Origin of the sequence: Pectobacterium aquaticum (assembly GCF_003382565.3) — a bacterium.
GTDB lineage: Bacteria > Pseudomonadota > Gammaproteobacteria > Enterobacterales > Enterobacteriaceae > Pectobacterium > Pectobacterium aquaticum.
On record NZ_CP086253.1, the window covers coordinates 1,262,550 to 1,278,868 of the forward strand.

Annotated in this window: 1 protein-coding gene; it reads left to right on the forward strand. The window is 53.8% G+C overall.

Features of this window, described 5'->3' with window-relative positions; translation table 11 throughout:
- Positions 1-119 precede the first annotated feature (119 nt).
- Complete coding sequence (locus tag DMB82_RS05945; protein WP_228400066.1) at positions 120-16,301, forward strand: Ig-like domain-containing protein; 16,182 nt, start codon at positions 120-122, stop codon at positions 16,299-16,301.
- Positions 16,302-16,319: the final 18 nt, after the last annotated feature.

Genomic DNA, 16,319 nt, shown 5'->3' on the forward strand with positions numbered 1-16,319 from the left:
ATGTCGGGACGACACACAGCAAATCAACCTTATCAGGATGATAGCAAAAATCTATAGCCGCAATATCGCCACATTATAAAAATAATTATAGATATCAAGGAGAAAGTATTTTGAATGGTGTGATTGGTGTCATTAAATTCGTTATTGGACAAGTGTTTATCGTCGCGCTTGATGGAAGCCAGAGATTGCTGGTTGCTGGCGATCGGGTTTACAGCGGTGAAGAAGTAGTAACTGGCGCTAATGGCGCGGTTTCAATCACATTACCCGATGGCAAAACATTAGATCTAGGACGTGATAGCCGCTGGAGCGATGTGAGCAATGCGTCCTCTCAGGCCAATGCGGATGTTGCTGATGATGTTGCTGCGATACAAGATGCTATCGCTCAGGGGGCCGACCCAACGCAAGTATTAGAAGCGACTGCCGCGGGTAATGACAACACCGGAGAAGCGGGTGACGGAGGCGGTGGGCATTTCAATCCAGCGGTGGTGCTGAATTTAACGGCCGAGGTCGTTACCACCCCGATTGGTTATGATACCGCAGGTCTATCGTTTACTGACCGTGCTTCATCCGTTCTGGATGGCGCCGATTCATCCATGTTGCAGGCTGCGACAGCGGACACCACTGATACCACACCGCCTTCTGTCACCATCGTTATAAACAGTGGTGGCACAGTAATTTTCGTCTTCACAAAACCGATTAGTGGTTTTGATCTCAGTGATATCAGCGTAACAAACGGCGCAGTAACGAATCTGGTACAGGATCCGAATGATCCGACTCGCTGGACGGCGACATTGACGCCTGCCACCAACTTTGAGGGAGAAGTCCGTGTCAGTATTTCTGACAGCAGCTACACCGATGCTGCCGGTATTCCTGGCACGGGGGGAAGTGAAGCGATAACGGTCGATACATTGCCTCCAGTGGCGTCGATCGCTATCGACAATGTCACGTCGGATAACGTGATCAATGCCAGCGAGTCCGGTCAGACCATCGCCGTGACGGGTAAAGTCGATAACGACGTCAAAGCGGGCGATGCGGTTACGGTCAAGGTCGGTACTGAAACGTACCAGACGACGGTGAATACCGATGGCAAAACCTGGAGCGTGAATGTTCCTGGTTCTGTTTTAGCCGCGAATGGTGATATCTCGGCGACCGTGACCACGCGTGATACCGTGGGCAATGTCACCACCGCCAATACTTCTCACACTTACGGTGTGGACACCGTTGCACCAACAGCCTCTATCAGTATCGATAATGTCACGTCGGATAACATCATTAACGCCAGTGAATCCGGTCAGACCATCGCCGTGACGGGTCAGGTCGGCAATGAGGTCAATGCGGGCGATGCGGTTACGGTGAAAGTCGGTACCGAGACCTATCAGACGACGGTGAATGCCGATGGCAAAACCTGGAGCGTGAATGTTCCGGGATCGGTGCTGGCCGCAAACAGTGATGTGAGTGCGACGGTCACCACGCGTGATACGGCGGGTAACGTCACCACCGCCAATACCAGTCACACATACGGCGTCGATACGGTTGCGCCGGTGGCGTCGATTACCATTGATAACGTTACGTCGGATAACATCATTAACGCGACCGAATCCGGTCAGACGATTGCGGTGACCGGTAAAGTCGATAACGACGTGAAAGCCGGTGATGCGATCACGGTGAAAGTCGGTACCGAGACTTACCAGACGACGGTGAATACCGATGGCAAGACCTGGAGTGTGAATGTGCCGGGATCGGTGCTGGCCGCGAATAGTGATGTGAGCGCCACCGTGACCACCCGCGATACCGCAGGTAATGTCACCACGGCGAACACCAGCCACGCTTACGATGTGGACACCGTTGCACCAACAGCCTCTATCAGTATCGACAATGTCACGCCGGATAACATCATTAACGCCAGTGAATCCGGTCAGACCATTGCGGTGACAGGTCAGGTCGGCAATGAAGTTAACGCAGGCGATGCCGTTACGATTAAAGTCGGCACCGAGACCTATCAGACGACGGTGAATGCCGATGGCAAAACCTGGAGCGTGAATGTTCCGGGATCGGTGCTGGCCGCAAATAGCGATGTGAGTGCCACGGTCACCACGCGTGATACCGCAGGTAATGTCACCACGGCGAACACCAGCCACGCTTACGATGTGGACACCGTTGCGCCTATGGCGTCGATTACCATCGATAACGTCACGTCGGATAACATCATTAACGCCAGTGAATCCGGTCAGACCCTTGCGCTGACGGGTAAAGTTGATAACGACGTGAAAGCGGGCGATGCGGTTACGGTCAAGGTCGGTACTGAAACGTACCAGACGACGGTGAATACCGATGGCAAGACCTGGAGCGTGAATGTTCCCGGTTCTGTTTTAGCCGCGAATGGTGATATCTCGGCAACGGTCACCACGCGTGACACCGTGGGCAATGTCACTACCGCCAATACCAGTCACACTTACGGTGTGGACACCGTTGCACCAACAGCCTCTATCAGTATCGACAATGTCACGCCGGATAACATCATTAACGCCAGTGAATCCGGTCAGACCATCGCCGTGACGGGTAAAGTTGATAACGACGTCAAAGCGGGTGATGCGGTTACGGTGAAAGTCGGCACCGAGACCTACCAGACCACGGTGAATGCCGATGGCAAAACCTGGAGCGTGAATGTGCCGGGATCGGTGCTGGCCGCAAATAGTGATGTGAGCGCGACCGTGACCACGCGTGATACGGCGGGTAACGTCACCACCGCCAATACTTATCACACTTACGGTGTGGACACCGTTGCACCAACAGCCTCTATCAGTATCGATAATGTCACGTCGGATAACATCATTAACGCCAGTGAATCCGGTCAGACCATTGCGGTGACAGGTCAGGTCGGCAATGAAGTTAACGCAGGCGATGCCGTTACGATTAAAGTCGGCACCGAGACCTATCAGACGACGGTGAATGCCGATGGCAAAACCTGGAGCGTGAATGTTCCCGGATCGGTGCTGGCAGCAAATAGTGATGTGAGTGCGACGGTCACCACGCACGATGCCGTGGGCAATGTCACCATCGCCAACACCAGTCACGCTTACGATGTGGACACCGTTGCACCAACAGCCTCTATCAGTATCGACAATGTCACGCCGGATAACATCATTAACGCCAGTGAATCCGGTCAGACGATTGCGGTGACAGGTCAGGTGGGTAATGAAGTCAATGCGGGCGATACGATTACTGTCAACGTCGGTACCGAGACGTACCAGACCACGGTGAATGCCGATGGTAAAACCTGGAGCGTGAATGTTCCTGGTTCTGTTTTAGCCGCGAATGGCGATATCTCGGCGACCGTGACCACGCGCGATACCGTGGGCAATGTCACTACCGCCAATACCAGTCACACTTACGGTGTGGACACCGTTGCACCAACAGCCTCTATCAGTATCGACAATGTCACGCCGGATAACATCATTAACGCGACCGAATCCGGTCAGACCATTGCGGTGACGGGTAAAGTTGATAACGACGTCAAAGCGGGCGATGCGGTTATGGTCAAGGTCGGTACCGAGACCTACCAGACGACCGTCAATAGCGATGGTAAAACCTGGAGCGTGAATGTTCCTGGTTCTGTTTTAGCCGCGAATGGCGATATCTCGGCCACGGTCACCACGCGTGATACCGTGGGCAATGTCACCATCGCCAACACCAGCCACGCTTACGATGTGGACACCGTTGCGCCTATGGCGTCGATTACCATCGATAACGTCACGTCGGATAACATCATTAACGCGACCGAATCCGGTCAGACCATCGCCGTGACGGGTAAAGTTGATAACGACGTCAAAGCGGGTGATGCGGTTACGGTCAACGTCGGTACCGAGACGTACCAGACGACCGTCAATGCCGATGGCAAGACCTGGAGCGTGAATGTTCCGGGATCGGTGCTGGCCGCAAATAGTGATGTGAGCGCGACCGTGACCACGCGTGATACCGTGGGTAACGTCACCACCGCCAATACCAGTCACACATACGGCGTCGATACGGTTGCGCCGGTGGCGTCGATTACCATCGATAACGTTACGTCCGATAACGTGATTAACGCCAGTGAATCCGGCCAGACGATTGCGGTGACGGGTCAGGTCGGCAATGAAGTTAAAGCGGGCGATGCGATTACCGTCAACGTCGGCACCGAGACCTACCAGACGACCGTCAATACTGATGGCAAAACCTGGAGCGTGAATGTTCCTGGTTCTGTTTTAGCCGTGAATAGTGATATCTCGGCAACGGTCACCACGCGCGATACCGTGGGTAACGTCACCACCGCCAATACCAGTCACACATACGGCGTCGATACGGTTGCGCCGGTGGCGTCGATTACCATTGATAACGTTACGTCGGATAACATCATTAACGCGACTGAATCCGGCCAGACCATCGCCGTGACGGGTAAAGTTGATAACGACGTGAAAGCGGGCGATGCGGTTACGGTCAAGGTCGGTACTGAAACGTACCAGACGACGGTGAATGCCGATGGCAAAACCTGGAGCGTCAATGTTCCGGGATCGGTGCTAGCAGCCAATAGCGATGTGAGCGCGACCGTGACCACGCGTGATACCGTGGGTAACGTCACCATCGCCAACACCAGTCACGCTTACGATGTGGACACCGTTGCACCAACAGCCTCTATCAGTATCGACAATGTCACGCCGGATAACATCATTAACGCCAGTGAATCCGGTCAGACCATCGCCGTGACGGGTAAAGTTGATAACGACGTCAAAGCGGGTGATGCGGTTACGGTCAAGGTCGGTACTGAAACGTACCAGACGACGGTGAATACCGATGGCAAGACCTGGAGTGTGAATGTTCCTGGTTCTGTTTTAGCCGCGAATGGTGATATCTCGGCGACCGTGACCACCCGCGATACCGCAGGTAATGTCACCACGGCGAACACCAGCCACGCTTACGATGTGGACACCGTTGCACCGGTGGCGTCGATTACCATCGATAACGTCACGTCGGATAACATCATTAACGCCAGTGAATCCGGTCAGACCCTTGCGGTGACGGGTCAGGTGGGCAATGAAGTTAACGCAGGCGATGCCGTTACGATTAAAGTCGGCACCGAGACGTACCAGACCACGGTGAATACCGATGGCAAAACCTGGAGCGTGAATGTTCCTGGTTCTGTTTTAGCCGCGAATGGTGATATCTCGGCGACCGTGACCACGCGCGATGCCGTGGGCAATGTCACCATCGCCAACACCAGTCACGCTTACGATGTGGACACCGTTGCACCAACAGCCTCTATCAGTATCGATAATGTCACGCCGGATAACATCATTAACGCGACCGAATCCGGCCAGACGATTGCGGTGACGGGTCAGGTCGGCAATGAAGTTAAAGCGGGCGATGCGATTACCGTCAACGTCGGCACCGAGACCTACCAGACGACCGTCAATACTGATGGCAAAACCTGGAGCGTGAATGTTCCTGGTTCTGTTTTAGCCGCGAATGGTGATATCTCGGCGACCGTGACCACGCGTGATACCGTGGGCAATGTCACCACCGCCAATACTTCTCACACTTACGGTGTGGACACCGTTGCACCAACAGCCTCTATCAGTATCGATAACGTCACGTCCGATAACGTGATTAACGCGGCCGAGTTCGGCCAGACGATTGCGGTGACGGGTAAAGTTGATAACGACGTCAAAGCGGGCGATGCGGTTATGGTCAAGGTCGGTACCGAGACCTACCAGACGACGGTGAATACCGATGGCAAGACCTGGAGTGTGAATGTGCCGGGATCGGTGCTGGCCGCGAATAGCGATATCTCGGCCACGGTCACCACGCGTGATACCGTGGGCAATGTCACCACCGCCAATACTTCTCACACTTACGGTGTGGACACCGTTGCACCAACAGCCTCTATCAGTATCGACAATGTCACGCCGGATAACATCATTAACGCGACCGAATCCGGTCAGACCATCGCCGTGACGGGTAAAGTTGATAACGACGTCAAAGCGGGTGATGCGGTTACGGTCAACGTCGGTACCGAGACGTACCAGACGACGGTGAATGCCGATGGCAAAACCTGGAGCGTGAATGTTCCTGGTTCTGTTTTAGCCGCTAATGGTGATATCTCGGCGACCGTGACCACGCGTGATACCGCAGGTAATGTCACCACGGCGAACACCAGCCACGCTTACGATGTGGACACCGTTGCACCGGTGGCGTCGATTACCATCGATAACGTCACGTCGGATAACATCATTAACGCCAGTGAATCCGGTCAGACCCTTGCGGTGACGGGTCAGGTGGGCAATGAAGTTAACGCAGGCGATGCCGTTACGGTTACCGTCGGTACCGAGACGTACCAGACGACGGTGAATGCCGATGGCAAAACCTGGAGCGTCAATGTTCCCGGTTCTGTTTTAGCCGCGAATGGCGATATCTCGGCGACCGTGACCACGCGCGATACCGTGGGTAACGTCACTACCGCCAATACTTCTCACACTTACGGTGTGGACACCGTTGCACCGGTGGCGTCGATTACCATCGATAACGTCACGTCGGATAACGTGATCAATGCCAGCGAGTCCGGCCAGACCATCGCCGTGACGGGTAAAGTTGATAACGACGTGAAAGCGGGTGATGCGGTTACGGTCAAGGTCGGTACTGAAACGTACCAGACGACGGTGAATACTGATGGCAAAACCTGGAGCGTGAATGTTCTGGGATCGGTGCTGGCCGCAAATAGTGATGTGAGCGCGACCGTGACCACGCGTGATACCGTGGGTAACGTCACCACCGCCAATACCAGTCACACATACGGCGTCGATACGGTTGCGCCGGTGGCGTCGATTACCATCGATAACGTCACGTCGGATAACATCATTAACGCCGGTGAATCCGGCCAGACCATCGCGGTCACTGGTCAGGTGGGTAATGAAGTGAAAGCTGGTGATGCGATCACCGTTACGGTTGGCTCCGAGACTTATCAGACGACGGTGAATACCGATGGCAAGACCTGGAGCGTGAATGTTCCCGGTTCTGTTTTAGCCGTGAATGGTGATATCTCGGCGACGGTCACCACGCGTGATACCGCAGGTAATGTCACCACCGCCAATACTTCTCACACTTACGGTGTGGACACCGTTGCACCGGTGGCGTCGATTACCATCGATAACGTCACGTCGGATAACATCATTAACGCGACCGAATCCGGCCAGACCATCGCCGTGACGGGTAAAGTTGATAACGACGTCAAAGCGGGTGATGCCGTTACGATTAAAGTCGGCACCGAGACCTACCAGACGACCGTCAATACCGATGGCAAAACCTGGAGCGTGAATGTTCCTGGTTCTGTTTTAGCCGCGAATGGTGATATCTCGGCGACCGTGACCACGCGTGACACCGTGGGCAATGTCACCACGGCGAACATCAGTCACGCTTACGATGTGGACACCGTTGCACCAACAGCCTCTATCAGTATCGACAATGTCACGCCGGATAACATCATTAACGCCAGTGAATCCGGTCAGACGATTGCGGTGACAGGTCAGGTGGGTAATGAAGTCAATGCGGGCGATACGATTACTGTCAACGTCGGTACCGAGACGTACCAGACCACGGTGAATGCCGATGGTAAAACCTGGAGCGTGAATGTTCCTGGTTCTGTTTTAGCCGCGAATGGCGATATCTCGGCGACGGTCACCACGCGCGATACCGTGGGCAATGTCACCACCGCCAATACTTCTCACACTTACGGTGTGGACACCGTTGCACCAACAGCCTCTATCAGTATCGACAATGTCACGCCGGATAACATCATTAACGCCAGTGAATCCGGCCAGACCATCGCCGTGACGGGTAAAGTTGATAACGACGTCAAAGCGGGCGATGCGGTTACGGTCAAGGTCGGTACTGAAACGTACCAGACGACGGTGAATACCGATGGCAAGACCTGGAGTGTGAATGTTCCTGGTTCTGTTTTAGCCGCGAATGGTGATATCTCGGCGACCGTGACCACCCGCGATACCGCAGGTAATGTCACCACGGCGAACACCAGCCACGCTTACGATGTGGACACCGTTGCACCGGTGGCGTCGATTACCATCGATAACGTCACGTCGGATAACATCATTAACGCCAGTGAATCCGGTCAGACCATCGCCGTGACGGGTAAAGTTGATAACGACGTCAAAGCGGGCGATGCCGTTACGGTTACCGTCGGCACCGAGACCTACCAGACCACGGTGAATGCCGACGGTAAAACCTGGAGCGTGAATGTTCCCGGATCGGTGCTGGCAGCAAATAGTGATGTGAGTGCGACGGTCACCACGCACGATGCCGTGGGCAATGTCACCATCGCCAACACCAGTCACGCTTACGATGTGGACACCGTTGCACCAACAGCCTCTATCAGTATCGACAATGTCACGCCGGATAACATCATTAACGCCAGTGAATCCGGCCAGACCATCGCGGTCACTGGTCAGGTGGGTAATGAAGTGAAAGCTGGTGATGCGATCACCGTTACGGTTGGCTCCGAGACTTATCAGACGACGGTGAATGCCGATGGCAAAACCTGGAGCGTGAATGTGCCGGGTTCTGTTTTAGCCGCGAATGGTGATATCTCGGCGACCGTGACCACCCGCGATACCGCAGGTAATGTCACCACGGCGAACACCAGCCACGCTTACGATGTGGACACCGTTGCACCGGTGGCGTCGATTACCATCGATAACGTCACGTCGGATAACATCATTAACGCCAGTGAATCCGGTCAGACCATCGCCGTGACGGGTAAAGTTGATAACGACGTCAAAGCGGGCGATGCCGTTACGGTTACCGTCGGCACCGAGACCTACCAGACCACGGTGAATGCCGATGGCAAAACCTGGAGCGTGAATGTGCCGGGTTCTGTTTTAGCCGCGAATGGTGATATCTCGGCGACCGTGACCACGCGCGATGCCGTGGGTAACGTCACCATCGCCAATACCAGTCACACATACGGCGTCGATACGGTTGCGCCGGTGGCGTCGATCGCTATCGACAATGTCACGCCGGATAACATCATTAACGCCAGTGAATCCGGTCAGACCATTGCGGTGACAGGTCAGGTCGGCAATGAAGTTAACGCAGGCGATGCCGTTACGATTAAAGTCGGCACCGAGACCTATCAGACGACGGTGAATGCCGATGGCAAAACCTGGAGCGTGAATGTTCCAGGTTCTGTTTTAGCCGCGAATGTCGATATCTCGGCGACGGTCACCACGCACGATACCGTGGGTAACGTCACCACCGCCAATACCAGTCACACTTACGGTGTGGACACCGTTGCACCAACAGCCTCTATCAGTATCGACAATGTCACGCCGGATAACATCATTAACGCGACCGAATCCGGTCAGACCATCGCCGTGACGGGTAAAGTTGATAACGACGTCAAAGCGGGTGATGCGGTTACGGTTAAAGTCGGTACCGAGACTTACCAAACGACGGTGAATACCGATGGTAAAACCTGGAGCGTGAATGTTCCTGGTTCTGTTTTAGCCGCGAATGGCGATATCTCGGCGACCGTGACCACGCGCGATACCGTGGGTAACGTCACCACCGCCAACACCAGTCACACTTATGGTGTGGACACCGTTGCGCCTATGGCGTCGATTACCATCGATAACGTTACGTCCGATAACGTGATTAACGCCAGTGAATCCGGCCAGACGATTGCGGTGACGGGTCAGGTCGGCAATGAAGTTAAAGCGGGCGATGCGATTACCGTCAACGTCGGCACCGAGACCTACCAGACGACCGTCAATACTGATGGCAAAACCTGGAGCGTGAATGTTCTGGGATCGGTGCTGGCCGCAAATAGCGATGTGAGTGCGACTGTCACCACGCGCGATACCGTGGGCAATGTCACCACCGCCAATACTTCTCACACTTACGGTGTGGACACCGTTGCACCAACAGCCTCTATCAGTATCGATAATGTCACGTCGGATAACATCATTAACGCTACCGAATCCGGCCAGACCATCGCCGTGACGGGTAAAGTTGATAACGACGTCAAAGCGGGCGATGCCGTTACGGTTACCGTCGGCACCGAGACCTACCAGACCACGGTGAATGCCGATGGCAAAACCTGGAGCGTGAATGTGCCGGGTTCTGTTTTAGCCGCGAATGGTGATATCTCGGCGACCGTGACCACGCGCGATGCCGTGGGTAACGTCACCATCGCCAACACCAGCCACGCTTACGATGTGGACACCGTTGCGCCTATGGCGTCGATTACCATCGATAACGTCACGTCCGATAACGTGATTAACGCCAGTGAATCCGGCCAGACCATCGCCGTGACGGGTAAAGTTGATAACGACGTGAAAGCGGGTGATGCGGTTACGGTCAAGGTCGGTACTGAAACGTACCAGACGACGGTGAATACCGATGGCAAGACCTGGAGCGTGAATGTTCCCGGTTCTGTTTTAGCCGCGAATGGTGATATCTCGGCAACGGTCACCACGCGTGACACCGTGGGCAATGTCACTACCGCCAATACCAGTCACACTTACGGTGTGGACACCTTTGCACCAACAGCCTCTATCAGTATCGACAATGTCACGTCCGATAACGTGATTAACGCGACCGAATCCGGCCAGACCATTGCGGTGACCGGTAAAGTCGGCAATGAAGTTAAAGCGGGCGACGCGATCACGGTTAAAGTCGGTACTGAGACCTACCAGACGACCGTCAATACCGATGGCAAAACCTGGAGCGTGAATGTGCCGGGATCGGTACTGGCCGCCAATAGTGATGTGAGCGCCACCGTGACCACCCGCGATACCGCAGGTAATGTCACCATCGCCAACACCAGTCACGCTTACGATGTGGACACCGTTGCGCCTATGGCGTCGATTACCATCGATAACGTTACGTCCGATAACGTGATTAACGCCAGTGAATCCGGCCAGACCATCGCCGTGACGGGTAAAGTTGATAACGACGTCAAAGCGGGTGATGCCGTTACGATTAAAGTCGGCACCGAGACCTACCAGACGACGGTGAATACCGACGGTAAAACCTGGAGCGTGAATGTTCCGGGATCGGTGCTGGCCGCAAACAGTGATGTGAGTGCGACGGTCACCACGCGTGATACGGCGGGTAACGTCACCATCGCCAACACCAGTCACGCTTACGATGTGGACACCGTTGCACCAACAGCCTCTATCAGTATCGACAATGTCACGCCGGATAACATCATTAACGCCAGTGAATCCGGCCAGACCATCGCGGTCACTGGTCAGGTGGGTAATGAAGTGAAAGCTGGTGATGCGATCACCGTTACGGTTGGCTCCGAGACTTATCAGACGACGGTGAATGCCGATGGCAAAACCTGGAGCGTGAATGTTCCTGGTTCTGTTTTAGCCGCTAATGGTGATATCTCGGCGACCGTGACCACGCGTGATACCGTGGGCAATGTCACCACCGCCAATACTTCTCACACTTACGGTGTGGACACCGTTGCACCAACAGCCTCTATCAGTATCGATAATGTCACGTCGGATAACATCATTAACGCCAGTGAATCCGGCCAGACCATCGCCGTGACGGGTAAAGTTGATAACGACGTCAATGCGGGCGATGCGGTTACGGTGAAAGTCGGTACCGAGACCTATCAGACGACGGTGAATGCCGATGGCAAAACCTGGAGCGTGAATGTGCCGGGATCGGTGCTGGCCGCAAATAGTGATGTGAGCGCGACCGTGACCACGCGTGATACCGTGGGTAACGTCACCACCGCCAATACCAGTCACACATACGGCGTCGATACGGTTGCGCCGGTGGCGTCGATTACCATTGATAACGTTACGTCGGATAACATCATTAACGCGACCGAATCCGGTCAGACGATTGCGGTGACCGGTAAAGTCGATAACGACGTGAAAGCCGGTGATGCGATCACGGTGAAAGTCGGTACCGAGACCTACCAGACCACGGTGAATGCCGACGGTAAAACCTGGAGCGTGAATGTTCCTGGTTCTGTTTTAGCCGTGAATAGTGATATCTCGGCAACGGTCACCACGCGCGATACCGTGGGTAACGTCACCACCGCCAATACTTCTCACGCTTACGATGTGGACACCGTTGCACCAACAGCCTCTATCAGTATCGACAATGTCACGCCGGATAACATCATTAACGCCAGTGAATCCGGTCAGACGATTGCGGTGACAGGTCAGGTGGGTAATGAAGTCAATGCGGGCGATGCGATTACAGTAAAAGTCGGTACCGAGACCTACCAGACGACGGTGAATGCCGATGGCAAAACCTGGAGCGTGAATGTTCCGGGATCGGTGCTGGCCGCAAATAGCGATGTGAGTGCCACGGTCACCACGCGTGATACCGCAGGTAATGTCACCACGGCGAACACCAGCCACGCTTACGATGTGGACACCGTTGCGCCTATGGCGTCGATTACCATCGATAACGTCACGTCCGATAACGTGATTAACGCCAGTGAATCCGGTCAGACCATTGCGGTCACCGGTCAGGTCGGCAATGAAGTTAACGCAGGCGATGCCGTTACGATTAAAGTCGGCACCGAGACCTATCAGACGACGGTGAATGCCGATGGCAAAACCTGGAGCGTGAATGTTCCGGGATCGGTGCTGGCCGCCAATAGTGATATCTCGGCAACGGTCACCACGCGTGATGCCGTGGGTAACGTCACCACCGCCAATACTTCTCACACTTACGGTGTGGACACCGTTGCACCAACAGCCTCTATCAGTATCGACAATGTCACGCCGGATAACATCATTAACGCCAGTGAATCCGGCCAGACCATCGCCGTGACGGGTAAAGTTGATAACGACGTCAAAGCGGGTGATGCGGTTACGGTTAAAGTCGGTACCGAGACTTACCAAACGACGGTGAATACCGATGGTAAAACCTGGAGCGTGAATGTTCCTGGTTCTGTTTTAGCCGCGAATGGCGATATCTCGGCGACCGTGACCACGCGCGATACCGTGGGTAACGTCACCACCGCCAACACCAGTCACACTTATGGTGTCGATACGGTTGCACCAGACATTGATATTACGAATTTCGCGGATAACGATGGCTATGTCAGCCAAAGTGAGTCAGAAAACACCGTAGTTAGCGGCACGAGCAACGAGAAGAAGGTCGATCTGGTCTTTACCGACGTGAATGGTAAGTCGGTTACGCTGCATGACGTGCCCGTGACGAACGGAAAATGGCAGACGACTGTCGATCTAAGTACGTTAGCGGAAGGCAAGATTACCGCAGGGGCGACGGCAACCGATGCGGCAGGTAATCAGGCGCATGATAACAGTCAGGCTATCATGGATATTACGCCGCCAGCCGCACACAACAACACGGTGTCTGGTACGGAAGACACGCCGCTGCACATTGGCTGGAGCGATCTGGGTGTATCGAGCGATACCACAAGCATCGTGATTTCGTCTCTGCCGCCTGCTGCCGCTGGCACGCTCTATTTTAACGATAGCGGAAGTTGGAAAGCGGTCACTGCTGGACAATCCTTTACGGTTGGCAATACCGATCTGCGCTTTACGCCCGCGAATAATGTCTCAGGTGCAGCGCTGGGTGACATTGCTTATCGGCCTGTCGATAGCGCAGGGAACACGGGCGATACAGCCGTGTTGCACATTGGTATTACGCCAGTGGCGGATGCTCCGACGGTGACGCTTTCGGTGACATCCGGTGATACGACGCCAACATCGACGATTATTCAGGTAAACGGCGGCAGTAATAACCCGAACGGGTTTGATGTTCAGGATGGCAAAATCGTCAAAATTGGTTCGGATGTCCGCGTTTGGTTAAGCCCGGGGGATACGGCACCGAAATCGGATCATCCTACTGATCAAATCAAATATTACGGTAAAGATAATGGGAATGGTAACCCTAAAGGAACGGGTAACTATACCGATATCTTTGTGGTACACGATGGTAGCGGTTACTGGCAGGACGGCAATTGGCGTTCTCTCAATGCGGTTCAGGGGAATCTGGATACCATTTTTTCTGGGACAGATTCCGATTATGTCTTTATCCAAGGTACGAAAACGCAAGGATATGGTAGTACGGTTGGTACCAATAATAACGCTAGCAGCAATATCAATACGCTAGAGAATGTGTCGGTAACCTATAAAGGAACAACGTTACTTCAAGGTAGCAATCACCTTGATGGCATTATTTATGGCGATGGGACCGTAGTTGCTGCAAACAGTGGTCGTACGACGACGAAAACGTCTACGGAGGCTGGCGCGCAGACACATACGTTGGATGTGTCTGCGGCCCTGACCGACATCGATGGCAGTGAAACCCTGTCAGGGATTACGCTCACAGGGATCCCGCAGGGAACGGTGCTGACTGACCACATTAACAATGTGAAATACACCGTTGGCGACGATGGATCGTACCTCATCAAGAACACCAATAATGTTCAGACGCTGGCTGGCAAGATTACGCTCGACGTACCTGTTGATGCAGGTAAGTTCAACGTGGTTGCACAGGCAACATCGACAGAAATTGCCAACCACGATACGGCGACTGGCTACTCTACTGAAGGTATTGAGCAGTACGGGATGAGTGTCGGTACGATCGGCGATGACAACATGCTCGGTACACCTAGCCACGATGTGATGGTCGCGGATGTCTCTGGGTTGCAGATCATTGAAGGCAAGAATTACAACATTGCCTTTGTGGTCGATTCCTCCGGCAGTATGTCGTCAACGGATATCGAGAATACGCGTACATCCTTGAGCAACGTGTTCAAAAGTCTGATCAATAGTGCTAGCGGCGTAAACTCCGGTACGGTAAACGTTTTTCTGGCTGACTTTGATACGCAGGTGGGTAAAACCGTATCCGTAAACCTGAATGATCCCAATGCACTGGATAATTTGGCCGCCGTATTGAATTCAATGGTTGGCGGATCGGAGAAAGGCGGTGGAACCAACTATGAAGACGTGTTCAAAACGACGGCTAACTGGTTCCAAAGCGATGTGGTGAAAAAGAATGTGGGGAATAACCTGACGTATTTCATTACTGACGGCGAGCCAACGTTCTATCAGAAGAATGAAGCCGATGTCGTGAAAGTAAGTGACTGGAACCAAACGCTGAATATCGATAGTTTCGCCTACAAACCAGGGCAGTCCTACGCTATGGATGTCCGCGGTGCTGTGCGTGAAGTGATTGATAGTAAAGGGAACGTCTATCAATATGCCTTGAGCGATAACAGTAATAAAATTGTTGGGACGGTCATTGGGCAAGTACACGCGCAGGGGGATGGAACGTATCAAATATCCTCGTTGGGCGGCGTCGGTAATAACAGCAGCTATTGGGCGCAGGACTACCGCGGTAACTGGTACTGGGTTGATAATTCAGGCAACCGCGATGTTAGCAATACCAATGCGACTGAGGCTTTCAATTTGCTGAAGAAGCAGTCAGCGATTGAAGCGATCGGTATTGGTGCTGATTTAAATGGCGATACGCTGAAGCGCTATGACTCCGACGGTGTGGTTCAGGATCACATTGATCCTGCTAATCTTAATAAAGCGATTCTGGGCAGCAGCGAATCAATACCTGCGGGCAATGACCAACTGAGTGGCGGGTTGGGCAATGACATTCTGTTTGGCGATGTCGTGTCATTCCCTAATATCGACGGCAACGGAATCACCGCCTTGCAGAACTACATCGGCAAGCAGTTAGGTATGCAAACCGGTGTGCCGACAGCCAAAGCTATGCATAGCTATATTGCAACGCACAGCGCGGAATTTGATTTGTCATCGGCGAAAGATGGTAATGACATACTCAATGGCGGCGACGGAGATGATATTCTCTTCGGCCAGGGAGGAAACGACACCCTCTATGGTGGGGCGGGGAATGACCTGCTTTACGGCGGCAGCGGAGACGACATCCTGATTGGCGGCGCGGGGGGCGATACGCTCATCGGCGGAGCGGGTGCGGATACCTTTAAGTGGCAGGCTGGCGATATCGGCAACGATGTGATCAAAGACTTCAATGCTAAAGAAGGTGACCGGATTGATTTAAGCGATCTGGTTGGCGAACTGGAGGAAGGTACCGATATCAGCCGCTATATTCGCATCACCGATAATCATGGTTCACCGACGATTGAAGTGAGCACGGCGGGGAACTTTACGGCGGATAAAGGCGGAACGGTTGCAGTGTCGATTACGTTGGAACACTATAACGGTGCATTGCCGTCGCTTGAAAGTCTGGTCAGCAAGCCAGAACCGTCTAGCTGACTAAAAGGGGGGGCCTGC